The sequence below is a fragment of the Psychrobacter sp. ANT_H59 genome (assembly GCF_008369225.1).
Taxonomy (GTDB): Bacteria; Pseudomonadota; Gammaproteobacteria; order Pseudomonadales; family Moraxellaceae; genus Psychrobacter; species Psychrobacter cryohalolentis.
This window is the reverse complement of sequence record NZ_VOBE01000001.1, coordinates 114,813-140,827: the sequence shown is the minus strand read 5'-3', so window position 1 is coordinate 140,827 and position 26,015 is coordinate 114,813. Positions and strand designations below refer to the sequence as shown.

The following is a 26,015-nucleotide window of genomic DNA, read 5'->3' as shown; positions in this document are numbered from 1 at the left end:
TATAGTGGTCAGCATACTATCAGGCGAGTCTGACATGGCAAATCCCATCACACGACAGGCATACAAACCTAAAGACGGCTAGATAACACTAGCCGTCTTTGATACAAATATAGGTGACATCACCTGTCTAGAATTGTTTAAGCGCAGATGAGTTAAGGTTTAATAGGCCTTATGCCCATCATCAGCTTCCTTGTATTTATAAGTTTTTATTCAACGACTTTGAGGTTCTATTTTTGCCACAACCTTACCTGCCGAACTGTCACACTCAAACCAGCTTCATTCTTTCTTAATTATTAACGGTGCCTAACAAAGACGCACATTTTTCTTTATATATTAAATTAGCCTTATCCTTTTATAAAAAAATCATTTTCGGTGGCTGATGCATTAAGAAGTTTTGGTGAGAGATATTCCAAGCGTAAGCCCCTGCTAAGGTAAAAACAAGGTAGTCGCCGATATGCAGCGCTTCAATCCATTGATCTTTTGCCAGTATGTCTTTGGGAGTACAAAGCTGACCGACAAGGGTTGCCTTGGTGCCAGTGATGGCGGCTTGCTCTATCAGATTTTCTAGCAACTTATTTTCCATTGCGTGGCTCGTGCGGCGTGGCACGATGAAAAAAGGATGATTGTGCTGCTGCGCGGCGGGCGTTCTAAAGTGATGCGTGCCGCCATGACCAATCACAAATGTCTCGCCAAGATTTTTTTTGATATCCAGTACCTCCATGACGTAATAACCACAGGGCGTAGTGATAAAACGTCCAATCTCAAACCTGACCGTAAACTGCGGATTTGCCGTTAAAATGCTGGCAAGCTGTTGACAGAATACTTCCCACTCAAAATGCTGCGGCTGCTGATCATAGTGAATACCAATGCCGCCACCCACATTGATGGTCAGGTTTGAGGGCAACGACGGATAATCGTGCTGCCACTTCTTGACCATCTCCATATAGCGCTGCATTAATAGCAGATGGCGCTCGACTGATAATTGATGCGACATCAAGTGAAAGTGAAACCCACAGAATTCAATAAATGGGCTTGAGTCGATGATAGCTAGCGCTTGCTTGAGATGGGTTTCATCCAGCCCAAAGGGGGTAGGCTTGCCGCCCATGACCAGTTTACTGCTACCAATATCACCAATATCAATATTCATCCGCAAAAATATACGGACAGGAAGCTGTAAGGATTGACTTAAGGTTTGGATTCGAGCCAGCTCGACCAGACTCTCCACATGAATGGTATTGATTTGCTGTTGTATGGCTTGCTGTAAATCTGAGTTAAGCTTTCCCGGTCCACCAAAAATAATAGAGTGGTTTGGCTGGTGGGTTTGTAGCCAATTGAGCTCGCCTGCAGAAGCGGCCTCAAACCCATCTACATGCTCTGCTAAGGTTGATAGTATTTGAGGCTCAGCATTGGCCTTTATGGCATAAAACAGCTGCGTGTTATCAGGCAGGCAGCGCTTCATAGTCTTTATACGTTCTGCTAAGGCTTCTAAGTCATAAATATAGGCACAGAGCGGGGCTGACTGCGCATCATAATTATGGATACAGTCAATTATTTTTTGAGGAAGCGAATGCTTATCTGATGTCTCTATTAAGTGTGTTGTTGTCGCGTTTGTCATCATTTTAGGCAACCTTTGATTCAGATAATTTATGAGTTTTTATATTAGATTTATTGGCGTTGAGCATAGAGGACTGCCATGGGCAAGGGAGCATCACGTAGGCGGAATGTTTATCAGCAAGCGTGAGTAATCGAGTTTTATAATTGGTCTTGCTAGGTAAGCTACCGCCGGCTAACAAATCCTGAATTTCAGGCTGAGTACCATATACCAGTTGCCAATTCATCAATATCTCTTTGACATGCTGCCAAAGTCGCGCTTCTAAAATCTCTGCTGATTGCGCACCTCGGCATAAATAAAAGATGGCCTCACTAATATTGTTCACAAAAACGCAATAGGCAATGCGCGACCATCCTGCTGCTTTAGAGTAGCGGATGGATTGTTTACAGCGCTCGGATAAACCAGTCGCGTCAGCAAGTGACCAAAGGTTATCAACCAGTTTGGTGCCTTCAAGATCTCGAATCCAGACGCATGTCGGCAGACCTTGATGAAAGCCAATTACCGTGTTTTGTAAATGCGGCTCGAACACAACGCCATGATTAAAGAAGTAATCAAACGTGCCATCAATTAAAGTATGGGCATAACGGCTGAACCATAAGCAGGCTAGAGTGTCATAAGATGAACGCTCATTATCACGTTGACCAGTGTGTACGCAGCGTTTTTGTAGCTGGCGTTCAATGACGCTGTCTCCGAACCTATCCTCCGTAAATAAGGCCGCAGCAACTTGTGGCTTAAGATATTTAATTTCATCCGTTGTAAATGACTCTCGAAATAACATGCCAAAGGACTCGGTAATAAACTGAGTAGAGCTGGGATCGTCATCGGGGAATTTGGCGCTCATATCAAGGGTGGCAGCCCCCGGCTCTAACATCAGCTTAAAAGCTGGCGCAGTCAGACGCTTGCTGTGATCAATTTTATCTAAAATGCTATTTAGATAAACGGCACTGTGGAGCTCATACCAAGCGTTTTTGCGAATGCAATTGGTCAGACGAACATGGATAGAGCATTTGATAAAATGTGATAGCTGGTGATGATATAAGGTGCGCACCGATGAGGTTGGGGATACCGCCTTGCCTATCAGGCCAAGCGGTATCATATATCCTGATGTGACTGCTCGCTTGATGGTCGGATTTGCCAAGATGCCATCGGCTTCCCACGGATGACAAGGGTAGTAAACCCAATCGGTGTCGCTATCAGTATCTGAATTAATAGACTCTAGTAAGTCGCCAGCGTCAGCAAGTAACGTGTGAGCGATATTGCGCAGTACGGTTTTGGTGTCTTTGCCAATATAGCTGACGAGGGAGAAGTCAACCTTAAACCAAAACAAAGCAAATTGGCTTTGGGTTTCGGGCGAGTGCGCCAATAAAGACGTCATGTCGACCCCTTGCCTGCTTTTTGGCGACGGATGATACGCATGACCCCACAGCAATGCTTGCTCGCTATCTATATAGCCATTAACAGTGGATTTATCTTGCTGTAAATCGTGATGGTAGTCAGTAGCGTGGTTGGCAGAAGTCTGCAAAAAAGCGGTTGTCACGCTGATGCTATTATCAATCTGATATTTTAGCTCTTGGTTGATATCGATTTGATAACGCGTAGCAATATAACTGTGCAGATAATCGACCAATTGATGAATGTTGAGGCATGCCCATGATTGACCGCGAGCTTTTAGCCAAGGCGCTCCGCTTGGCTGGCACTTGCCTAGATGACTAAAATACGCCACTGGCAATACGATTTTTGCAGAAGCAGCCTCATTAGCGACAGGAAATCGAATCGTTAATAGGCGCGTGATTAGGCAGACGCGGTTATCACGTAGACATAGTGGTAAGTCGTCATCAGACTCATCAATGCTTAGGTCTTGATTGGGGATAGCAAACTCACGAAGATAACAATTGATGATATTCGTCAGTGCATGCTGCTCAGACTTATACTGATGGTACTGCGAAAGCAGGCTTGGCACTGGGGTATTTTCAACTGTTTTACTAGGTAGTAGAAAATTTGGTATCGTGTTGTTTGATAGTGAATAGTTTGGTTTCATAAGTGAAGTCTTTTTTAGATGTTTTTAGAGTGATTTTTGTCTGTAGTGACCTCTACACAATATTGCTATATTTTTCTTGATATATTTTTATGGTTATTATCGCGATAACTGCCATCATTGCTGAGAGAACGAAAGGAGAGAGCAAACCAAACATCGGTACAAATAAAGTGACCGACAATCCTGCTAGCACGCCGCCCCATTTTGCTAGCGCATCATAGCGAGAGAATATTTTGCCGCTATGCTTAGACTGATTGGTATCCGCCATTTGTGCATGCAGGCTTTGGTAACACATAAACATGCCAACGCCAAATAGCATTCTAGCCAACCAAATCAAGGGAAGATAATCCGTCAAATGCAGTAAAACCGCACTCGCTAATACCGTAAAACCAAGGCTTAAGGACATTGCTGGCAGGCGTTGGCTGATGCGCCCATAGAGCAGCTGGCAGATCAGATACATGACATGAGGCATGGCATATAACTGTCCTATTTGAGAGGTGCTAAGCCCAAAAGTTTTGGCAAATGGCAAAAAATATGGGAAAGTCGCTACCATACAAAAGGCTAAGAAAAACTGCAGCACTGATATAAACAGATAAGGATTGGCGAAAAAAGCTACGCCCGTTATTGCTTGCACTGAGTCATGCGTCTTCTTTTTATCGCTTTTAGCTGTGTTACTGTTAATGTTGTTGGTTTTGGTTCTTGTAGATGCTTTTGGCAATTCGGTAGTATTTGCGGTTGTGCCGATATTGCCTGCTGCGATAACGTCTTTCTTTAACGAAAAGCTGAGTAGTAATGCTAAGAGCGGCAGGATGGCAAGCACGCGATACAAACTTAACACCTCGTAATGGTGTACCAAAAAACCCAGCCCAATCGGGGCCGTAATCAGGGCAAGTCGTGCTGAGAATTGAGTGAAATTCAACACCTGTTTTAAGGCGTTTTTATCAGTGATACTGGTGGCTAAATATGCGTTTGAGGCAGCCATTGTCCCACCAAACAGCCCCTGAACGCTCAGCCCTATGACGAGCTGCCATAAAGACTGAGAAAATCCGCATATCAAAAACCCCACCGCCAACCCCAACTCCGCTCGCAACAAGGATGTTTTGCGACCATATGTATCGGCGAAACTTCCCCAGTATCTGGCAGCAATGGCAGTCATTAGGGTCGGTAATATAAACAGCAAACCAACCCAGCCTGATTGCAATGGCGCATTTAGCTCTTGGAGCATGATTGGCAAAAACAGTGGCATACCTAACGCAGAAAACGCGGAAAGGTAGTGACAACATAGGACGATTGCCACCATCATTCGATAGTTCATTAGGAATCCTGTTTGTGTCGCTGCATAAGTTTTAAGGTATTGGGTGCTGATTTGCCATAGAACTTATTGATATCGCTCGCGCCAGACTGCTCTTTTGACAACAGACTACCAGCAGACAATAAGTATTTGATATACCAGTGCTGGCTCTCTAATAAGACTTGCTTGGCAAGATGGATGTCGTAACCTTGTTTAGAGAGGCTGTGTAAGGTCGTATCAATACAGTCTATTAAGGTTTGATAGGCGTCATGACGGTTGATGATGTTATGGGCGCTCATCATCTCAATAATGGCAACGATGTCTAGCTGGAGCGTGATGGTCAAAAACATCTGCGCTAATGCCAACTCATCTTCAACGACGATACGTTGGTCTTTAATATCATTAATAACACTGCTATTTATCACATCGCCTAAACCAGCTTGAGCCATGGCCGCGTTAAATCGTGGTGGATAAAGGCGTGCAGAATCATTGTCTTTCATGAGCAAGGTCATCGTGCGGCTATGATTATCAAATACAATGACGGCATTTTGCTGATTGGCTTCTAGCGCAATGCCATATTTGATCCATAAATTTAAATGAACATGGCATAACAGATGGATATACTCTTTTAACCAAAGCTGACTATCACCGTCATAAAACTGTGCAATTAAGTGACTGATAAAGGGGCGACCATCAGGCATGACGCTGCCAAATGCTGCCACTGGGACAGGGGTTTTATCCATTAAATTGATATCGTCATAGCGCCTGACTATAAAGGCGAGTGTTTTATCGTCGCCCATATGACCACCTAGGCTTTCATCGCAATGGGCGTAACACCCTTGGAGCGCGGCATCATTTTTTTCAATCAATTGTAAGGTGCGTTGAAACCAGTGACCATCATAAATGGTTGAGGGCTTAATTAAGCGCACGTTTTTATTGCCTAAGGTGCGGACAATGAGCGGTATTTTGATATGAATATTTGGCTCAGCACAGCACACTACTGTGCGCACAGATAAGGTTGGTTGTACGCTTAGCGCAGACTTGGGTGCCAATATAATTTGCAGCGAAGTATCCTTAAGAACATGCTGGTGCAGCAGCGGCAAGGTTAACGGATGTACTGGAAATAGATGATGCGTCTGTTGGAGGTCCGGACTGAGACCGACGTCTGTAAAGATTGGCCAAATATCAGGCAGCTTAGCGCTGATAGTGGTTAGTTTTTTCGAGATAGCAACCCAATATAGGCTAAAGGTTGGCGCAAACTCTGGACTATAGGTTGCGATATCCGCCGCATCCAGACCAAGCTTGGCTCGGGCAGTCGGATAATAAGGATGGTCTAAATACGAGGCGACTTGATCAGCGTATAGCAAGCGCTCAGACCAACTTGGGTATTCATTAATATTGCGCTCAAGATGGCAGCGTTGAGAGTTAAACCCTTGGCGTGCTAACGCTCGGTGTTCGGTAGCACAATTAAGCTCAATCAGATAGCTGTTAAGCGCAGTCTCACAGGCAACTGGCAACTGTTTGAGAATGGCGACAAAATCCTGATAGTCATGCTTGATGAGGTAATCGCCTGAGTTTTTTTGAAGCCACATTGGGCTGGCAAGTTGCCAATATTGCATATAGTCACTGGCTACGATCGGCAACCAACTGGTTTGATTGGACGAGGCTATCTCTAGCCACAATTTTTGTTGTTTTAATACCTCTGGCAGATCAGGAATATCAAATTCTGCTTCGATAATCGAATTATTTGACAGCAACCCATAGACATCTTCACGGATACAAGTGTTGATAAAGCGCTTAGTAATATATTGTTTATCCATCATAAACTCTCAAAATATAACAATTAAAATGTGTAAAAAAGTAGGTAACAACGTCCTAGGATTCAAACTGCCACTGCAAATTTGCTATGGCATCGTTTAGTACGTCATTCATAGTGTTCGCGCAATCGGAATAAGCCAGTAGTCGGCTCAAATAGTCTTTATTAGAGTGGGTAATGTGAATGGTTTGATGTTGTTTTTTTAGGGGCTGATGGATAATGGTCGTCTGCTGCATTTGCTTATTAAATGGGCTAGGTGCTATGCAAATGGTGCCAGATTGAGGTGCAACAATGTAATGAATGCGTGCATGCGTACTGATGGCGAGTGACCCGAACTCGGCCTCTAACTCAGCAATGCTGACCCCTTGATGCAATCTAACAATGGTATCAAACCAAGGGTAGTGCGCCATATCATGTAATAGAAACTCTCTACCATCGCCGATGCTGCGATAGTTGATTTCAACCAAATGCACCTCGCCCGTTGGGGTAATAATAAATTCACTGTGACAGACGCCAAGTCCAACACCGATATCTTGTAGAATCGACAAACAGCGCTCACGGTACTGCACACATAAGGGCGTATTCCAAACTGCATCAAGCTCTACAAAATGTGGCGGTTCGGTTAATGTCACCTCAAAGCCGCCTACCGCCACCAAACTCTCACCATCTCCGAGTATCTCTAACGTAATTAAGCGCCCAGCCACATAGGACTCAACCAAAATAGGCAGGGTTTTTGACTGCCAAAAACTTTGGCAATAGCTTAACAGCTCATTTTTATTCATACAAAGCTGAACGTCCATGCTAGCGACGCCTTGCTTGGGTTTAGCGACCAGAGGGAAGCTGATGCTGAGATTCTCAAGGTGTAAATCTTTAGCGCTTAGCAGCTGATAGCCGGCTTGATATAAGTAAGCAGAATGCAGCTGTGTTCTCATTAAGTACTTGTCTTTAAAGACCAAGCAGTGACGCCAGTCTTTACTAGGCAAATGGAAAAATTCAGCGACCACAGCGGTTGCGGCTTGTAGATGGTCGCTATTACTAAAGACGAGATTGGGCAGGATATGATAATTATTTAAGGTATCAATGATCGCTAGAGGGTTAAATACATCGCATTCAAGGATGCTGATTTGCGCCCCTAAAGGCGTCGCTATTAACGCATCCATGTGTGCCTCTTTATCATCGGTTATGATAATCAATTGACTGTCAGGTACGTGCCTCGATTTCAATAAGGCGGGGATAAAACCTTTAATAACTGCATCGTTGACCACATGAGTGATGAGAACCGTAGAATAAGTCATAGAGTTTTCCTTTCATAATTAGCTATAAATAAAAACAAGCAGCACAATCTTTTATTGAACGCAATAATAATGATAATGATAATCATTTACAAGTAAGTTATGAAAATATTGTGCTATTAATGGCTGAAATCTACTAAAATTTTTTAAGAGAGGGGTTTAAGTGCGAAGGTAAGCAGTGAAATTTGATAAGAGAGACAAAGAGGTTGCAATGTTTTTTTGAAATAAAAGCAAATCCATTTCAGATTTGCTTTTATCGTTGCGAAGTATTCAAGGATTAGAATTTATTAACCCTTAAAATTGATAGTTAAGCCCCAGTTTGTATGAACGTCCGGGTGCAGGATAGCGACCAACAGGACTGGTATCGACACCGCGGAAGTAATACTGTTCATCAAATAAGTTATTAATACCGAACTGAACAGATAGTTTTTCGTTTTTGGTATCTTGCAATGTTTTTTGTAGGCTCAAGTTCCAAACTTGATAAGCAGGTATCTCACCAATGCCGCCGTCTTTGCTTTCTTCTACCGTGTTGGCATTATCAGCATAAGCTTTGTCATAGTAAACGCCAGATAAAGTAGCGTTGTAATCTTGATGCTTATAATTGGCGTGCCAGCCCAACTGATGTGGCGAGCTGTACGGCAGTTGATTGCCTTCATCTGCCCCTTCTTTTAGCGTGGCATCAAGATAGTTGTAACTAAGACCTACATCTAGGTTTTTGAATGTTTTTGGGGTATAAGTAATCGCAGTCTCTAAACCTTGATGCAGGGTACGACCCACATTATCAAAGCTTTGCTCTGCGCTGTTCCATTGCAGCTGATCTTTAAAATCTATGCGATACAATCCCAAATTAGCTTGAATGTTATCGGTGGTATAGCGTGTACCTATTTCATAATTCCACGCAAGCTCACTGCCTTCTTCACCGTTACCGCGAATATTGGCAATTTGCGGCGTTCTTAGAGATTTCTGCGCATTGGCATAAATCAGCCAAAGCTTGTCATCAGACTTGGTTAATGCATAAGATGTGGTTAATCCAGGTAGCCACTCTGTGATGGTGTTATCTGTTTGCGTGTTATTACCAGCATCATTAAACGTCATTTTTGCATTCTCGTAACGAATACCAGGGGTGATTTTTAGGCGCTCATCCATAAAACTCATCTCATCACTAAGATAAGCAGCCCATGCATCCGTTTGTAACTGCCAATCACGGGGCATGGTCGTCGTACCATCAGCAAGCTTGGTTTGCATCAGTTTATAATCGATGTCTTCATTGACGTAGCGCACGCCACTGATGAGGTGATGTTTGATGTTTTTATTATTGCCAAATTGCACAGAAAATTTCGGCTCTACGCCATAGACGTTAAACTCACGAGGGGAGGTACGCAGGCTGTCTGCTGCAATAGAAGGATCTGCCCAATGTACACCTTGTTTGTTCGCTTGTGAGTTAAATCCCCATTCAAAATTACGTGTGGCATGATGGCCAAAAGTAGTGAGGTCTAATACTGCTTCATCACCGATATCCAAGTAGTTTTTGTACTTAGCATGCCAGCGCGTTGATTTACCTTGATAAGCTTCAAGTGGGCGTTGACTCTGTTCGACATCTTGCTCATAGGCAGAAGGCGAGAGCGCACCAGGCATTTCTGTATCGGCATCATAGTATTGCAAGAACCCTTCTAGTTCCTGATTGTCATCAATATACCAAAGGGCTTTGGCTTGTAGGTTAGTAACTTTAGTGTCTGAGTGATCTCTAAAGCTGTCACCCTTAATACCGTTGGCTTCTAGCTGTATTCCGAAATCATCATTTAACCAGCGGCTGTGACGAGCATATAAACTGGTCAATGGCTTACCATTTTGCTCAAAGACCGTTAAATTGGTGCCAATCTCATTTTGAGTCTCTTTGGCAATAGGTTTGGTAATGAGGTTGATCACACCGCCGACATTATTTGGACCATATTGGGTCGCAGCCCCGCCGCGTACGACATCGATGCGCTCAAGATTATCGAGGGTCGCCGGGAAGATAGATTGACCGGTATGACCATAAGGTGCCAAGGTTAAAGGAATGCCATCCATTAAAAACTGCGCCTGTCCACTACGGCTGGCATGTAGACCACGTATGGATATATTAGGTAATACACCAGTCCCTGTTTCATCGTCAATTTTGACACCTGGAATAAACTGTAGCGCACCGTCAATTGAGTTACTCACGGTTTTCTTAATGAAATCGTTGTCAATCACCGTACGATTACCAGCAAATGCTTTTACCTGATTAGCACTAGAATCACCTAACGTCTCTGCAGTGACAATGATTGGCGCTGCAGTAAAAGAAAGTACTTTTGTTTCTGCTTTATTATTAATGGAGCTAGTTGTAATGGAAGTGTCTGAGCGAGCCTCAACACTCGTTTTCTTACTAATGGGCGTCATCTCAGCGCTACTTTGTTGATAAATGCAAAACATAGCAAGACAAAGCGCAGAACGTTTAAAAATAATAATCATAACAATTCCAATTATTTAGCAGGTGTTTATGTCAGTCAAAGGTGAATAGTGTTACTAAAACGTTGCAATTATAAACAGTAATAGTTATCATTTGCAAAATTATTATCATTTATATGCTTAAGTATTAATAAGTACTGCTCAATAATTATTGAGACTAAGCCACTGACAACCTCGCTCATTCCTTAACACATCTATGGATCTAATTATGTCTCACCATCAACCTAAACCCTTAGTGACTGCGGTCCGTGCTCAATTATTCCTAGCCATGATGACGACTGGTCTAACCATGGTGGTGAGTCAACAGGTTGCTGCTCAAGAGACAGCTATACAGCCATTAACAACACTGCCATCGACGACGCTAGCGCCGATTGTGGTCACGGCTAAAACTTATGAAGGTTATGCTGCTTATGCCCCAACGTCAGGGACCAAGACACAGACCGAGTGGTTAGATGTGCCGCAGTCAGTATCGGTAGTGACTAAAACGGAGCTAGAAGATAGAGGCGCGGTGCGCGTGATGGATGCTATGAAAGGCGTCGCCGGTTTGAATAACACGCTTGGCGAAGGTAGCCGAGACGAGTTTGTGCTGCGTGGATTCAATGGTTTAAACGATGTCTATAGCGATGGTATGCGTGATGATGGCAAATTGCAGTCCTATCGCAGCCTCGCCAATGTAGAGCGCGTAGAGGTGGTAAAAGGTCCAGCGGGCGCGCTGTATGGGCGCGGTAGTGCAGGTGGTATTATCAACTTAGTCACTAAAAAAGCGGAAGGCGATGACTTCGATAAGGTGCAAGCGCAAGTGGGTAGCGATGGCTTAGCCGTGGCGCGCGTCGATAGCTCGCATAAATTATCAGATACCGTCAATGCCCGTATCAATGCCGAGTATCGCCGCAGTGACTCCTATGTCGATCATGTCGATTCAAATGATGTCTTTATCGCACCAACGGTACGTTGGCAGCCGACTGACCAGCAAACGCTTGATTTCTCCCTCGATTTTATGCGCCAGCACCTTGTACCTTATCGCGGTGTTCCGTCCAAAAATGGTAAGCCTGTTGATGTACCTCCTAATACTTTTTATGGCGGCACCAATGATTACCAAGATTCAGACACTTGGCATGCCAATGTCAATCATGAGTTTGATATCAATGATGATCTTAAATGGACCAATCGAGCTTCATACAGCCATATTACTTTAGAGCAAAAAGGCACCCGTCAATCATCTGCTGATGTGGTCAATGATAAGGTTGAACGTACTGTCAATAATTTTGGTTATGATCCACGCACCAGCAAAACCTTACAGTCTGAGCTTGCTTGGAATCTTGATAATCATGAGCTGCTATTTGGCGCTGATTACAATGATATCGACATTGACTTAACTCTTGCGACTGACAAAAATGTACCACCCACATCTGCAACTAACCCGAGCGCTGGTCCAACGCCTAACCCAGGTTTCCCCGCATTTCGTAAAAACAGCACCCAAAGCGTTGGTGTCTTTGCCCAAGATGTCTATCACATTGGTGACTGGTCACTTGTCGGCAACGTTCGCTATGACAATATGCGCCTGAGTCAAAACGCTAATGGTAAGGACAGTGAGCTTAACGACGACAAATTCAGCTACCGAACAGGCGTCGTCTATAAGTTTAATGACGCCACCTCCGCTTATGCCACCGTAGCGCGTTCATGGCAGCTGCCTTATTCAGGAACGTTTATCAATCCAAAATTGGGTGCACTTTATCAGACCGACCTAAAAGAAATTGGGGTGAAAACGTATTTAAATAATGACGATATTATGCTGAATGCTTCTCTCTATCGCATTGATAAAGAAGACCCAAAAACCAATGACAATCGCGAAGTGACGGATAAAGATGAGTTTCGTCATCAAGGTCTAGAGTTAGAAGCTCGAGGTAAGCTAAGTGATAATTGGGATGTGTCGGCAGGCTATAGTTATCTTGATGCTGAAGATAAAAAAACGGGTCTGACGCCAAACGACGTACCGAACCAAACGTTCTCGTTATGGACCGCTTATCAACCTGCTGATCAATGGCGAATTGGTGGCGGTGTGAATTATATCAGTGACCGCTACGCTGGAGACGCAGAGGCAGTCGAACTCGCTGGCTATACGACCGTAGATTTAATGACTGCCTACAGCACAGGCAAACATAATCTGCAATTGAATCTAAATAACGCTCTGGATAAAGAATATGCGCTTGGGGCTACCAATGGCACGTCGGGCAAAAACCAAATTGGTCTTGGTGCGCCTAGAACGTGGCTATTAACCTATAACTACGAATTTTAACGAGTGCGTCTTAACGCCAAAATTTCATGTCCCTAGCGCCCAACCCATTTAATGATATTAAGAAAAGCTATTTATGAATCAACGTCCAAAGCTCACGCTTATTTTACCCTTACTGGTCATCGTATTGATTGTGGTTGGCGGTATTGTTTTTATTATGAATCAAAAAAACAATGTTGCGACAACGCCATCATTGAATGCTGACAACGGCACGTCGGCAGCAGCAGTTACTGAGTCAAGTGACAAAAATAACGTTCTTCTGCTAACCGATGAAGAAATTAAAGCACGTTTGCCCAATTTGAGCGACTATCTGCAGGATCCAAAGCGTATCGTAGTTTTGGAGTACTCATTTTTAGGGGATGCGTTAGTGCTAGGACTCAATCCGGTTGGTATCGCCGATGATAATAAACCTGACAGCATTATTCCTGAATTTAATCAACAGCTATCTGGCTATACCTCGGTCGGTTCACGTTATCAGCCAAGTCTTGAAGCCATCGCTGATTTAAAACCCGACCTTATCATTGCCGATGACGAGCGTCATACGGTGATCGCCGATGAGCTTAATCGCATTGCACCGTCTGTCGTGCTTAAAAGTCGCGGTGAAAGTTATGTAGAGAATATACAGACGGCGCAATTGGTCGGGCATATCGTACATCAAGATCAAAAAATGTCTCAAGTCATCAATACGCATCTAGAAAAGATGGCAGATTTAAAGTCGCAATTGGCAACAACTCCACTTGCTAACCACAGCGTGCAGTTTGCGATTATCAGTGATAAAGGCATGTGGCTGCATGGTCCAAGCTCGTACGCCGGTAGTTTACTCAATCATCTAAATATCAAAAGCCCGATTCCGGAGCAAACAGGTGAGGCGTATATCGCAACCAGTTTGGAGCAATTATTAGCGGCTAATCCTGATTGGTTATTGATTGGACGTTATAACGATCACACTATCTATGATGAATGGAAATCCTCGCCGCTATTTAATCAGCTAACGGCGGTTAAAAAGAATCAGGTCATCGAGGTCGATCCCAATTACTGGGCGCTCAATCGCAGTATGCAGTCTGCTGAATACATGACGGCTGAGCTGCTTGATATTGCATCGAGCCCAGGCAAAGAAGGTTCAAGCCTTTCTTTAAAAGAGTCGAATTAATGAGACATCGCACTACTGTCTTTTTAAAGCAAGGCGATTTTTATGGTTGATAAGCAACTGAGCTGCTCATCTTCTATATCCTTAAAACCCCATATTGCAAAGCGCCCGATAATATGGGCGTTATTATGGTGTGGGTTATTAGTCATTTTACTGATTGGCTGCTGGCAAGGGTTAACGGCATATTCAAAATTTGCCCTGTCGTTGACGGATTTATTTTCCTTATTGACACAGCAAAATGGTCAAGCGTCGCTAACTGCACAATTATTAATAGAGATTCGCCTGCCGCGCGTGCTCGTGGCGGTTATAGTCGGTGCCAATTTGGCGGTGGCGGGGTTACTAATGCAAGTGATGACCCGTAACTCACTGGCATCTCCTGCGGTATTGGGTATCAATGCAGGGGCAGCGTGCGTGGTTGCTTTATCTTCTATTGGTTTAGGATTTACCTTTTTAACCTCTACCTTTTTGCAAGCAATGGTTGGGGCAGTGCTCTCTTGTGCCCTCGTTGCAGGATTGGCGGGTTACTTTTCTGGGCGTCCGGTGCATCCTGTCCGTCTAATCTTATCGGGCGTTGCTATCAATGCGCTGCTGGTCGGCATGACACGAGCGGCGCTGATTACTACGGATGAGCAAGCTTATGGGGTATTGTATTGGCTAGCTGGCTCTATTGCCAATACGCGCTGGGAGTCCATTCCCATGCTAGCGGCTATATCGCTGCTGACCTTGGGTTATGGCTGGTGGCTATCACCTAAATTAAATGTCTTGGTGCTGGGCGATGATGTGGCAAGTAGCCTTGGGGTGAACCTGCGTGCATTACAGTGGTCGTGTGGGGCATTGATTACGATATTGACGGCGATCAGTGTGGCGGTCGCCGGTCCTATTGCCTTTGTCGGTTTGATTATTCCCCATGTTGCCAAGCGCCTGTTAAAGCAGGTATCGAATATGGCTTATGAGCAGATTTTGCCATTGTCTATGCTGCTTGGCAGTATATTGATGGTGTGGGCGGATGTCTTGTCACGAGCAGTTGCTTATCCGGCAGAGACACCAGTGGGCCTGCTAACGGCACTGATTGGGACACCTGTTTTTATCGCGCTGGCATGTAGACGACGATTCGATAGCTGATCGATATAGTCAGGGAAAAGTAATATCGATACATCAAGTACTGCTGATATTAACTTTTCTTGCTTGCTGTGCCTACGCAGACAGAGGCTGCAAAAAATTTATACCAGCAGTACTTTAGCGTTTTTGAGATATTTTAACTATAACTAAAAGCGATTCAAAATCCTATCCAGCAACAAAAGTAAGCAACGAATGACGATACAAACTAAAGCTTCTTCATCGCGCTCAAACTCACTATTTGGTCATAAGTCTGCAAGTAGGGCGGTGGTACTGATTATTCTGATGCTATTCATCCTTAGTGTGAACAGCATCTTTTTTGGTGCCAGCGAATTAACGCTAGTGCAAATCTGGCAGCATTTACAGCAAGGATTTGGCGGCGACAAAGACTTTATTGTTTGGCAGCACCGATTGCCACGCACGATATTATCAATTTTAGTCGGGGCAAGTCTTGGGTTATCAGGCTCATTGGTGCAAGGGGTCATTCGTAACCCGTTAGCATCTCCTGACTTGATGGGTATCAGTGCTGGCGCAGGGTTCTGCGCAACTCTTTTGCTGGTTATGATTCCTGCTGCTCCCATGTGGTGGTTATCTGTCGCAGCCTTACTAGGTGGGTTATTGGCCTTTTGTATTATTATACTATTAGCACAGATATCACAGCCTACGCCCGCACGCTTAGCACTGATTGGCGTCGCTATTAGTGCCTTTTTAGCCAGTGGGATTAATTTTCTATTGGTCATTTATCCCGTTGAAATCAATACCGCAATGATTTGGTTAACTGGTAGCTTGTGGGGTCGCAGCTGGCAACATATTCCCATGTTAACGATAATATTTGCCTTATTAATGGTCATCAGTATGTATTTAGCGTGGCGCTTGGATGTGCTAGGACTTGGCGGGGAGACGGCATATCATCTTGGTGTGTCAGTCAAACCATTAGAATTTACCACATTATTTATCGCAGTGGTGATTGCGAGCTTGGCGGTGTCGGTGGCAGGAACAGTCAGTTTTATTGGTTTACTCGCGCCTCATATCGCACGATTGCTCTTTGGGCATCAGCACCGTATCTTGTTGCCAGCGTCAGCGCTGATAGGTGCGATCATTTTAGTCACCGCAGATGTATTGGCACGCAGTCTATTTGCGCCAATTGAGTTACCAGCTGGTGTCTTAACCTCAGTGATCGGTGCGCCTTATTTTATCTTTTTGCTATCGCGCTATAAGGGGTGGTGATGCTATCAGTGAATGAACTCCAGCTTGGCTATCATGGCGGACAGACAGTTATCAAAAACTTGTCACTTGAGTTGCCAGAAAATAAAGTCATTGGACTCATTGGCCCAAATGGTTGCGGAAAATCGACACTATTAAAAGGCTTGTGCCGGCTGATTCAACCTCAATCGGGCAGAATCTTACTTAGACAACAAGATATGGCGCAATTGAATAATCGTCAGATTGCTCGTCAGATATCGGTATTGCCACAAGTACAGACCAATCCTGAAGGCTTGACCGTCAGACAGTTGGTCGAGTATGGCAGAACGCCCTATGTCTCACATTGGGGTAAGATGAGCGCGGCAGACAACCAGATAGTAGATAGCGTCATGCATGAGATGTCTATTCAATCTCTAGCTGAGACACCACTTGAAGCCTTATCTGGCGGTCAACAGCAGCGCGCTTGGCTCGCGATGGTTTTAGCGCAGGATACGGATCTTATCATGCTGGATGAGCCCACCACTTATTTAGATATCTCCTACCAGATAGAGCTGATGAATCTTATTCGAGGGTTAAAAGAGAAGGGCAAAAGCATCATCGTTGTGCTCCATGACCTTAACCAAGCAGCAAGATATTGTGATTTATTGGTGGTTCTAAAGTCAGGCGAATTAAAAACGATGGGAACCCCTTGTGAAGTAATAACGGAGGGGATGCTTGCTGATATATTTGACGTGCAAGCCAAAGTGATTACAGACCCTGTAGCAGGTTCACCGATGTGTGTGTATCTATAGCATGCCTGCGCCGCTATCTTTTATCAGCTGAGCACCAGTACAGTTACAGCTGGCAGCAGGACTTAGAGCCTAAAACAACCAGACACAAAGCACCGACCAAAATACCTAATGAAGCCTCACAAATCGATGTCGAATAGTATCCTGACGATTGTATGTATGAGCGTGCAAATCGTTTAGGTTGTAGTTAACTATAGTTCTTGCTTATTTCACATACACAAATTGATCATTAAAAATTCTGATAAACGAACAGCAATATTGTTTATCAGAATTAGTATAGTGTTTGACTGAAAGTTAATCTGCTTTAATAATTTCCTAAAGCCTAAAGCCTAAAGCCTAAAGCCTAAAGCCGCTCTTACTCTATCTTCAACATCGATTTTGCCACAGCTTCGGCCACTTTAATGCCATCAATCCCTGCTGATAATATTCCACCTGCGTAGCCGGCGCCTTCGCCTGCAGGGAATAAGCCTTTGGTATTAATGCTTTGGAACTCTTTATTGCGTTTAATACTGATTGGTGACGATGTTCTGGTTTCTACGCCAGTTAGTAGACCATCATCAGATGAAAACCCTTTGATTTTTTTATTAAACGCTGGAATGGCTTCACGTATGGCATCCACGGCAAAGTCTGGCAGTGCTTTGCTTAAGTCGGTTAAGGTAATGCCCGGCGTGTAAGACGGGTTAACATCCCCTAATTCTGAATTTGGTTTACCTTTTAAGAAATCACCAATGGTTTGCGCTGGTGCACTGTAGTCTTTGCCGCCCAATTCAAACGCTAAGGTTTCTAGTTGTCTTTGTAATTCGATACCAGCAAGAGGGTGGTTTGGGTAATCTCGCTCTGGGTCGATGCCGACAACAATAGCACTGTTGGCGTTACGCTCGTTCCTTGAATATTGGCTCATGCCGTTAGTGACAACACGGCCTTCTTCTGATGCTGCGGCAACAACGGTCCCACCTGGACACATGCAGAAGCTATAAACAGAACGACCATTTTTACAATGATGAACAAGTTTGTAATCCGCAGCGCCAAGTATTTCGTTTCCAGCATTGTCACCAAAGCGTGCTTGGTCTATGGTTGACTGCTTATGTTCAATCCTAAAACCAATTGAAAAAGGTTTTGCTTCAACATACACGCCTTTATCATGGATCATTTGGAAGGTATCGCGGGCACTGTGACCAACAGCAAGAATGACATGGCTAGTTTTTAAGGTTTCACCAGTATTAAGTGTCACGCCAGTTACTTTTGAGTCAGTGATGTGCAAGTCGTCTACGCGAGTAGCAAAACGGACTTCCCCACCAAGCGCTATAATCTCGGCACGCATTTTTTCTACCATAGTGACTAACTTATAAGTACCTATGTGCGGTTTACTTACAAATAAAATCTCATCTGGTGCGCCAGCTTTTACAAATTCTGTCATGACTTTACGGCCGTAATGATTGGGATCTTTCACTTGGCTATATAGTTTACCGTCAGAAAAGGTACCGGCTCCGCCTTCACCGAATTGTACGTTTGATTCAGTGTTTAATTTACGCTGACGCCAAAAGCCAAAGGTGTCTTTGGTGCGTTGTCTGACTTCATTACCGCGTTCAATGATAATTGGTTTAAAACCCATTTGAGCAAGGGTGAGTCCTGCCAATAAACCACAAGGACCAAAACCAATAACAACAGGACGCTCAGTTAAATCTTTTGGCGCTTCACCTACATATTTATAGCTAGTGTCTGGTGTTGCTTTAACATGGTTGTCTGACTCAAATTGAGCCAATAAATCATTGGTTAAATCCAAGTCGGTCAGTGTGATGTCTAACGTATAAATTAATTGGATATTTCTTTTATTACGAGCATCATAACCACGTTTAAACATCACAAATGACGCCATTTGCTCAGCAGAAATTTTAAGTTTTGTCGTTATAGCAGTCGTTAAATCTTCAGGTGCATGATTTAATGGCAATTTAATTTCAGTTAAACGTATCATTGGTTACTCATAAACTCGTGTAGAAAACAGTCTCGCATTTTACTGGTACTGATACAAATAAGCGAATAAATATTTTACTTACGCAGGGTAAATTTACGGATTTGTATTGTGGTTTGAAAATGATCCGCCATCTTGAATTATAAATGATAATTTGTATGGCGTTCATCGTTGATGATAACTGCATTAAATGCAAATACACGGACTGTGTTGCAGTATGTCCCGTGGATGCATTTTTTGAAGGTCCTAACTTTTTAGCGAGAGATCCTAATAGTTGCATAGATTGCAGCTTGTGTGATCCTGAATGCCCAGCCAATGCTATTACACCAGTATCGAAACCAAGATTTTAGAAAAGACCTATCGCAAAGCCATCTGCTAAAATAAATATCCATTCAGACGTTATATAAGATATAGATTTTTGCCATCACCATAGAGTGTAACTTTTTTGGATATTGAGTGTTTTTCGGTATTGGTTAATACCGTTATTAATCGGCGACTACCGTGTATTAAAAAACAAAAACCCCTTGCAGCGCGTGGCTTACAAGGGTTTATCGTGTTATATCGTTATGTTTGTTGGTGCGCCCACCAAGACTCGAACTTGGATCGATCGCTTAGGAGGCAACTGCTCTATCCTGTTGAGCTATAAGCGCATAATAGAGTGCTATTGTAGAAAAAAGCACTTATAAAATCAATTAATACCGAATAAGTAGAGGGTTTTGTATTTATTTAGCAATACTGATAGCGTCAGCGACATCTACTGTCAACTCACCTGTTGCTTTTTTGCCTTGCGTATTTGACTTAAACAGATTTGCCATATCATTTTGATAGCCATCGATATTTTCATAATCGTGTCTACTTAATATATCTTGCCCTGTACTTGAGAGTAAAAAGTTTCGAAAGTTAAGTGCAATAGGATTTTGAGTTAAGATGACACCGTCTACTTTTTTCTTGTCTTTTAAGGCATAACTAAACGATACAAGACTTCGAGTGTTTGTATTATCAGCTTCACCTTTAGCAGCGATTTCATCAGCATTACTATCTGCATCGATAGTATCTTCTACCATGCCATTTTTTGCCTTGCTCTGGTTTTGTTCATCTTGTGCTATTTTTAATTTTTCTTGTAATGGTGCTAAGCGCGCTGCCGATAAATTGCCATCAGCAATAATGATATCGGTATCAACAATAAATAAAGACGGCTCATGATCGGCTACTTTATTATCCGATAGCGTCAAAAGTGCAACAGAGGCGACATAACTTGTCATGATTTCTACATTGGGATAACGAGATTGAAAACTTGAAATCACAGCATCTAAAGGCGCTTGTAGTTTTTCTTCTGCTTGTATGTGCAAAGTGCTCTTGGCAACCGTCTCTCCATCTTCTTCTGCTGAAGCAGTTGATCCACTATCATTTGACATAATAGGCAATGGATCCATGTTTTTACGATTGCTGGTCCATAACCAAGTAAAGATGGCGATAAAAATAATCAGCAGCAGTAAAATGAGCCCAGCCAGTAGCAGCTTGTAGTCTTTCATATAGTACCGATCTTCTTATTGTTGGTTTAAATGTGGTTTAGAGCGGTTGATGCAGCATTTCATCTGCTAAATCCGCCAGCATATCCGAAAAAATATCAGTTATTTCTTGTGTAATAGCTATGGCTTCTTGTTCTGGGTTTTTATGAGCAGTAGTATTATTGCTACTTGCCAGAGCAGAGAGGTAGTTTGAAGGGGAAGAGGGTTGATTGTCAATCATTTTTGTGGAGGCTTGATGCGCCGCCAATGGTGATTGTCCTGCACTTAGTTTATCTTTAAGCCATTCAAAGCCGTGAGTTCCCCACCATGCCTCGAAGCGTGATAAGGTGCTTCCACGTACTGCTATAGGTAGGTTTAGCGTTCGTAGTTTTTGTGCCAAAATAGGATCGCTTATGGCTTGATGAATACTTAGATAGAGTCCACGACTGTCATCCTTATATGGCTGTCTATTTTGCCAAGATTGATCATCTATTTTCATACGTGGCAATTGCCAAAGCTCACCGCGGTAGTATACGACATATAAACGTCGTTTAGGATGAATGAAAATGGCATCAATGGGACGCAAGGGCATAGTATTAAATTGTCTCATCACTAAGAATTGAGGTAAAACACAGCGACATCTATTGTCGCAGTGTGTTTTTATCGATGGTTTATATGCTAGTAAACGTTGACGAACAATGGCAAACTAATAGCCAGATTACTATTCCCCTTACAAGAGAGTCTGTAAGCGGATATACATGAGTGTTTACCAATGCAGTTTGATTTAACAGCGTCATGCTAGCAGAAATGTCATCCATTGACGACTCCTAAAGATGGATTGACAAGTATTGCCGCCTACAGCGTTGTTATTACACTCAAAATTTTACTATGAATGTTTGCGTGCTATCTCGAGCATGTATTCTTTATCAATTCCTTTATTCTCCTGCTACTTCAATCAGACTATCCTCTATGTTTACCATTATACAATCCCATCGTACCGAAAATCTTGTTGATCAGCTTCTTGTGCAATATCAGTCCAAAAATCAGCCTGTTTTTGAGCCTTTTATTGTCATTGTGCCTTCAATGGTATTGGGTGATTGGTTGGATAAAACCATTGCTAGCCGTGCTGGTATTAGTACCTTGGTGCGTACTAAGTTTTGGGGACAGTATCAATGGACGCTGATGCAAGATGTATTGACTCGCCATAATTCATATCTGTTAGAGCGGGACCCTGATACAGCAACCTTGAATGTTCCTGAAGTGGCGGTATTGTCACCAACAGTCATGCAGTGGCGATTGTTTGGGTATCTGACTTACTACCAAGAGTCGATTATTGAAGATGAAAAACATCCGGTGAATCCGCTGCTGGCGTCTTTGATTGATGAGCCACAAGCTGGGGTTCAGCAAGACAATGTAAGACAAGATAAGTCGCAGCAAGATGCGCGTATTTGGCAGCTGTCAAATGATCTGGCGAGGGTGTTTAATCGTTATTTGACCCATCGTGAGGATTGGTTGGCGCTATGGTCGCATAACAAGCCGCTTAATGTGGATGAGCTGATTGCAGATAAAGATGCCTTGTCACTGCGCTTTGATAAGTATGCGCGTGGCACGCCTGAGTGGTTAGTGGAGCATTATGTTGAGTTAGAAGTTGCTCAACGCTTCTTATGGTCGCGTTTATTTGCGGATGTGCATCAGCACCGTGTTGTACTGGAAGAGGTGTTTTGGCAAGCACTAAAGTCAAATAAGGCTGGCGAGCAAAGTCAGTTACCCAGAGTGCTGCGTATTTTTACCATCCAGCAGTTGCCACAGACTGAGCTGGACTTTTTGCAGCGCTTATCGCAATACATGGATATCACACTGTTGCATTACAATCCATCAAAGCTGTTTTGGGCAGATATTGTTGATAAGTCGTGGTTACAGCGTCAGCAGATTATCAACCCTGAAAGCGTGTTCTTGCGTGACTATGGACACAGTCTGCTGTCTCGTTTGGGTAAACAATCGCGCGATACCTTTGCCATGCTTGCCAACTTGTCAGGTAATGAGCAATACCAAGATGCGCTTGTAGAATGGCAAGATAGCTTTGGTATTGGTGAAAATGGCGATGATGATAGCGTCTATGATGCTGATGTAAGCGGCAGTTCTCAAATTGCGCAAAACAGTCCAAGCTTACTTAGACGTTTGCAGAACGATGTGCTGATGCTTGATGAACAATCGACCCAGCAAGCGACGGCTGCAAAAGTTTCGCAGGAGATGAGTAAGCAAATAGAGCTGGGCTTTGATCAAGAGCCGCATCAAACACCATGGTATGAAGATGAGGCGTTAGAGAATAAGCGCTTTGAAAAAGACCGCTTTTGGGCAATGTCTGCGCAAGATAATAGCCTAAGCATCCATTCGTGTCATAGTTTGCAGCGTCAGCTTGAAGTATTGCGTATTATGATTGGTCGTTGGCTAAATGAACCTATCAAATCTGGTGAGAAGAAACGCCATATCTCCGACATCGTTGTGCTGCTACCTGATGTTGAACGTCATCATGCATTGATTGGCTCTATCTTCGTCAATGGTAAGGGTCAAGACGGTTTGACTTTGCCTGCTAAAGTGACTGGTGTTGTTGATGCCGACATTCGCCAGTTATGGGAAGCCATTATCGGTTTTTACAAACTATTGGGTAGCCATAGTGCCCGTTTTGAAGCAGCTGAAGTCTTAGACTGGTTGATGTTACCGCCCTTGTTTGAAAGCTTTGGACTGACTCATGAGCAAATGAGCCGTGGCTGTGATTTATTGGTAGAGGCGGGCTTTATTCGCGGTTTTGACGAGCTGCATCTTAAGCAAACGTTGGACGGTAATGATTACGACTATCGCTTTAGCTTTGCACAGGCATTAGACAGATTAACTTTAGGTCTGGTCATGCCAGAGGCTGAGTTGAGCGACTGCTTATATGATCTAAATGACGATGAATGGCCAAGCACTGCGTTACCGGAAATGACCTTGCCGTTACCACAAGTGAGCCTAAATGATGCGTTGATTGTGGAAGCACTTTGCCGCATTTATACCGGCTTGGTCGCACGTCGTGATGACCATATACAAAAAATGAAAGCGGAAGATTGGCTCGATCAGATTGAAACACAAGTTATCCATCGCTACTTTGGCGACGTGGACCAAACACGTACTATGCGTGCTATCTACAATGCAATGAACGGCTTTAAATCTAGCTTACGAGCCAATCGTCACTATAGACAGTACTCTAGTGGTGATAGCGACAACAGAGAAGTAGAGCAAAAGCTGGCAGGTGTGGAGCAGTTGCCACTTAAATTAAGCTTTATGTTAGACAGTATTGAAAACGAGCTTGAAAGTCAGCAAGTCAGTGCGGAGCCGACTGGGGTGATTACCTTTGGTAAGTTTGGTGCTTTAAGAAACGTGCCGTTTGAGTTGGTAGTGATGCTCAATATGGATCTCTCTGAGTTTCCTGGGCGTGATCGTGATAACCGCTATGATTTGATGAAAGCAACCAATGCACGCCGCGGTGATAGAGTCAGTGAAGATGATGATAACGGGGCTTTTTTAGATGCGTTGTTATGTGCGCGTAGTGCTTGCTGGATATTTTATAATGGTCAAAGCTTGACGGACACCCATGAGCATCTGCCAGCGAATCCAGTGAGTGAGCTATTGCAATTCTTGCAAGGCGAAGTGCAATGGCAGGTGAACTCGCTTGAAACATTGCCTGAGAATATTGAGCCCACTACCGAGAGCCTCAAGCGCTATTTGCCTAAATTAATTAAGCAGTGGCTGCTGACTGAGCATCCCGCACTGCCTTTTCATGAGAGTCTGTTTGAGACTGCAATTGAAGATGCTGATATTTCAAATCATACTTCTAAACCCAATCAGAATGCAGATATCAATATTCAAAATAACAGTCCTGTAGGTATGACTGATGAATTAGACGCTATCTTAAATAAAGCCATGCGCAAAACCAAATTAGCGCAAAAAAAGCAGTTCCCGCCTGCGCCGCTTTGGCAAGCTGTGTTTGATACCTTGAAGGGTCGAGTATCTAGCGAGCATCCACAGCTAGTAGGCTTACCTACAAAAGGGCAATATGAATCTATTGCTCAGATTTTCGGTCAAGGTTTGGGGCAAATGGGACAAGTAGATAATCAAACATTCTCTGCATTGATTGAGATGCTAGCGCTAGATAATACTGCTGATGCCAGTGATAGTAGTGATATGAATGAGGCACTCATCAAGACCCTATTTGATACTATATTTAACATTGGAGAGATAGACGTTGAGGGAGTATTGGTCTATCAAGTGCGTCATCCTGCCAAAGCGTTTTTACGGTCTCAAAAAGTGCATGTAGTGCAAGGCGAGGAAGCGATGGCGCATCAAGAGCCACTGTTTCTAGACAGTTTGACCACCTATCAGATTAAAGAGCATTTGATAAATGAATTGACCAACAATGCCACCAATAAGAATAGTGATGGGAAGGCTAAACAAGACAGTCAAATCTTGATGTATCAAAAAATCATGCCAGCCGGTGTGGCTCGTCAAACCACGTTGCCCAATCAACAACAAAAACTGCAACAGCAATGTCTAGAGTTCAAAGAGCAGTTAGTTGCTAATGGATTTGATGAAGCTGGAGAAGATAGCGCAGGTGGTTTACATTTACTGACTCCAACCTCTGAGCACCCCATTCAGATAGAGCTGGCGGCTATACTAAATCGTACTGACAATGAGCCACTGCTTAAGCTGCTACCTAAAATTATTAAGATAAAAGGCTCAGTACCAATATTAGTGCCAATATTAGCACCAATATCAGTGCCGATAGGTACTCATAATAGTCGCTCTCATCTACAGACAGGTAAGTCCTACACCGAGCAATCCCCCAAACAGTGGTTAAATATATTGCCCAATTCTGCCAGTCCTAGGCATTTACTCAAATTTTGGTTGTCGCATTTGTATTGGCAAGTAGCCAGACGCACCACTACCGAACAAGTGGTATTAGATGATGGTGTGAGCATTTGGCGCTTTAATAAGCCTAATTCGCAAGTCAAAAAATATGACAAAGTAATGGCATTTAAACTAAGCCCGATTGTGTATGAAGATGCGGCGGCCGAGCTGATAAAATGGGCAATTTTTGCCAAGCTATCAGGTCAAGTACCTATTACACTCTTGCCAGAATATGCACTCAGTTATCTTGATAAGTGCCTAAAATCTGAAGAGAGTGAGAACGGTAGCTATTGGCCAAAACGAGCAGACTTCTCGGATTGGTTAAGACCTAGCTATCACACAGATACGATATATGATACTTGCTCGCAGCACGCCATTTGGCAGTACGTACTGCGTGACCAAGATGCGTTTAAAGCGCTATCAGCAGCGTTAACTACCTTAGCGAAGCCGCTATATGAGCCAATGTTTGCTGCACTAGATAGTCTAGATGGCTAGCTATTCCGAATGGTTGGTTTTT

The 26,015-nt window shown here is 43.5% G+C and carries 15 protein-coding genes, 1 tRNA gene and 1 pseudogene; 7 read left to right on the top strand and 10 right to left on the bottom strand.

Annotated features, from left to right (window positions below; all coding sequences use genetic code 11):
- Positions 1-352: 352 nt before the first annotated feature.
- The 6 genes from FQ083_RS00510 to FQ083_RS00485 form a co-directional block, all read right to left on the bottom strand.
- Positions 353-1,618: a type III PLP-dependent enzyme gene (locus FQ083_RS00510; protein WP_149408304.1), complete on the bottom strand. Its 1,266-nt coding sequence runs from the start codon at positions 1,616-1,618 to the stop codon at positions 353-355.
- A 1-nt stretch (position 1,619) separates the two neighbouring features.
- Positions 1,620-3,650, bottom strand: a complete 2,031-nt coding sequence (locus FQ083_RS00505; RefSeq protein WP_149408303.1) for an IucA/IucC family protein — start codon at positions 3,648-3,650, stop codon at positions 1,620-1,622.
- Between the two features lie 52 nt (positions 3,651-3,702).
- Positions 3,703-4,962, bottom strand: coding sequence for an MFS transporter (locus tag FQ083_RS00500; RefSeq protein ID WP_149408302.1), 1,260 nt, complete (start codon positions 4,960-4,962; stop codon positions 3,703-3,705).
- Complete coding sequence (locus FQ083_RS00495) at positions 4,962-6,758, bottom strand: IucA/IucC family protein (protein ID WP_188004042.1); 1,797 nt, start codon at positions 6,756-6,758, stop codon at positions 4,962-4,964. Before FQ083_RS00495 ends, FQ083_RS00500 begins: the two co-directional genes overlap by 1 nt.
- Positions 6,759-6,813: 55 nt before the next feature.
- Positions 6,814-8,049, bottom strand: a complete 1,236-nt coding sequence (locus FQ083_RS00490; protein ID WP_149408300.1) for an acetyl-CoA carboxylase biotin carboxylase subunit family protein — start codon at positions 8,047-8,049, stop codon at positions 6,814-6,816.
- Positions 8,050-8,340: 291 nt separating this feature from the next.
- Positions 8,341-10,536 carry a TonB-dependent receptor family protein gene (locus tag FQ083_RS00485; RefSeq protein ID WP_149408299.1) on the bottom strand — a complete coding sequence of 732 codons (2,196 nt, stop codon included), beginning with the start codon at positions 10,534-10,536 and terminating at the stop codon, positions 8,341-8,343.
- Between the two features lie 205 nt (positions 10,537-10,741).
- On the opposite strand from FQ083_RS00485, the gene FQ083_RS00480 reads away from it, so the two are divergent.
- The 5 genes from FQ083_RS00480 to fecE all read left to right on the top strand — a co-directional run bounded on the left by FQ083_RS00480 (position 10,742) and on the right by fecE (position 17,083).
- The gene (locus tag FQ083_RS00480) at positions 10,742-12,829 is read left to right on the top strand and encodes a TonB-dependent receptor (RefSeq protein ID WP_262880808.1); all 2,088 of its coding nucleotides are present in this window, start codon (positions 10,742-10,744) and stop codon (positions 12,827-12,829) included.
- 73 nt (positions 12,830-12,902) lie between these two features.
- Complete coding sequence (locus tag FQ083_RS00475; RefSeq protein ID WP_149408297.1) at positions 12,903-13,976, top strand: ABC transporter substrate-binding protein; 1,074 nt, start codon at positions 12,903-12,905, stop codon at positions 13,974-13,976.
- 42 nt (positions 13,977-14,018) lie between these two features.
- On the top strand, positions 14,019-15,095 hold the full coding sequence (locus FQ083_RS00470) for a FecCD family ABC transporter permease (RefSeq protein WP_149408296.1): 1,077 nt from the start codon (positions 14,019-14,021) through the stop codon (positions 15,093-15,095).
- Between the two features lie 189 nt (positions 15,096-15,284).
- Positions 15,285-16,316 carry a FecCD family ABC transporter permease gene (locus FQ083_RS00465; RefSeq protein ID WP_262880807.1) on the top strand — a complete coding sequence of 344 codons (1,032 nt, stop codon included), beginning with the start codon at positions 15,285-15,287 and terminating at the stop codon, positions 16,314-16,316.
- Entirely contained in the window at positions 16,316-17,083 is a 768-nt protein-coding gene (fecE, locus tag FQ083_RS00460; protein ID WP_149408295.1) for a Fe(3+) dicitrate ABC transporter ATP-binding protein FecE, read from the top strand. Before FQ083_RS00465 ends, fecE begins: the two co-directional genes overlap by 1 nt.
- Before the next feature lie 352 nt (positions 17,084-17,435).
- Here the strand turns inward: fecE and FQ083_RS00450 are convergent, their stop codons facing one another.
- Positions 17,436-19,052 (bottom strand): NAD(P)/FAD-dependent oxidoreductase, encoded by a 1,617-nt coding sequence (locus tag FQ083_RS00450; protein ID WP_149408294.1) that lies wholly within the window; start codon positions 19,050-19,052, stop codon positions 17,436-17,438.
- 155 nt (positions 19,053-19,207) lie between these two features.
- On the opposite strand from FQ083_RS00450, the pseudogene FQ083_RS00445 reads away from it, so the two are divergent.
- Positions 19,208-19,372: pseudogene (locus FQ083_RS00445) on the top strand (indolepyruvate ferredoxin oxidoreductase subunit alpha); the annotation flags it as partial.
- 251 nt (positions 19,373-19,623) lie between these two features.
- Here the strand turns inward: FQ083_RS00445 and FQ083_RS00440 are convergent.
- The 3 genes from FQ083_RS00440 to FQ083_RS00430 form a co-directional block, all read right to left on the bottom strand.
- Positions 19,624-19,699 (bottom strand) — tRNA-Arg (locus tag FQ083_RS00440).
- Positions 19,700-19,771: 72 nt separating this feature from the next.
- Complete coding sequence (locus FQ083_RS00435; RefSeq protein WP_149408292.1) at positions 19,772-20,581, bottom strand: hypothetical protein; 810 nt, start codon at positions 20,579-20,581, stop codon at positions 19,772-19,774.
- A gap of 37 nt (positions 20,582-20,618) precedes the next feature.
- Positions 20,619-21,149 carry a hypothetical protein gene (locus FQ083_RS00430; protein WP_149408291.1) on the bottom strand — a complete coding sequence of 177 codons (531 nt, stop codon included), beginning with the start codon at positions 21,147-21,149 and terminating at the stop codon, positions 20,619-20,621.
- Between the two features lie 377 nt (positions 21,150-21,526).
- Here FQ083_RS00430 and FQ083_RS00425 point away from each other — a divergent pair, with 377 nt between their 5' ends.
- Positions 21,527-25,993 carry an exodeoxyribonuclease V subunit gamma gene (locus FQ083_RS00425; RefSeq protein ID WP_149408290.1) on the top strand — a complete coding sequence of 1,489 codons (4,467 nt, stop codon included), beginning with the start codon at positions 21,527-21,529 and terminating at the stop codon, positions 25,991-25,993.
- Positions 25,994-26,015 lie beyond the last annotated feature (22 nt).

What these genes read in the sequence shown, in the direction of transcription:
- FQ083_RS00470 (WP_149408296.1), top strand. Translation starts at nt 14,019, where the DNA reads ATGGTTGATAAGCAACTGAGCTGCTCATCTTCTATATCCTTAAAACCC.
- fecE (WP_149408295.1), top strand. Translation starts at nt 16,316, where the DNA reads ATGCTATCAGTGAATGAACTCCAGCTTGGCTATCATGGCGGACAGACA.
- FQ083_RS00430 (WP_149408291.1), bottom strand. Translation starts at nt 21,149, where the DNA reads ATGCCCTTGCGTCCCATTGATGCCATTTTCATTCATCCTAAACGACGT.
- FQ083_RS00490 (WP_149408300.1), bottom strand. Translation starts at nt 8,049, where the DNA reads ATGACTTATTCTACGGTTCTCATCACTCATGTGGTCAACGATGCAGTT.
- FQ083_RS00425 (WP_149408290.1), top strand. Translation starts at nt 21,527, where the DNA reads ATGTTTACCATTATACAATCCCATCGTACCGAAAATCTTGTTGATCAG.
- FQ083_RS00435 (WP_149408292.1), bottom strand. Translation starts at nt 20,581, where the DNA reads ATGAAAGACTACAAGCTGCTACTGGCTGGGCTCATTTTACTGCTGCTG.
- FQ083_RS00480 (WP_262880808.1), top strand. Translation starts at nt 10,742, where the DNA reads ATGTCTCACCATCAACCTAAACCCTTAGTGACTGCGGTCCGTGCTCAA.
- FQ083_RS00485 (WP_149408299.1), bottom strand. Translation starts at nt 10,536, where the DNA reads ATGATTATTATTTTTAAACGTTCTGCGCTTTGTCTTGCTATGTTTTGC.
- FQ083_RS00500 (WP_149408302.1), bottom strand. Translation starts at nt 4,962, where the DNA reads ATGAACTATCGAATGATGGTGGCAATCGTCCTATGTTGTCACTACCTT.
- FQ083_RS00465 (WP_262880807.1), top strand. Translation starts at nt 15,285, where the DNA reads ATGACGATACAAACTAAAGCTTCTTCATCGCGCTCAAACTCACTATTT.
- FQ083_RS00505 (WP_149408303.1), bottom strand. Translation starts at nt 3,650, where the DNA reads ATGAAACCAAACTATTCACTATCAAACAACACGATACCAAATTTTCTA.
- FQ083_RS00510 (WP_149408304.1), bottom strand. Translation starts at nt 1,618, where the DNA reads ATGATGACAAACGCGACAACAACACACTTAATAGAGACATCAGATAAG.
- FQ083_RS00475 (WP_149408297.1), top strand. Translation starts at nt 12,903, where the DNA reads ATGAATCAACGTCCAAAGCTCACGCTTATTTTACCCTTACTGGTCATC.
- FQ083_RS00495 (WP_188004042.1), bottom strand. Translation starts at nt 6,758, where the DNA reads ATGGATAAACAATATATTACTAAGCGCTTTATCAACACTTGTATCCGT.
- FQ083_RS00450 (WP_149408294.1), bottom strand. Translation starts at nt 19,052, where the DNA reads ATGATACGTTTAACTGAAATTAAATTGCCATTAAATCATGCACCTGAA.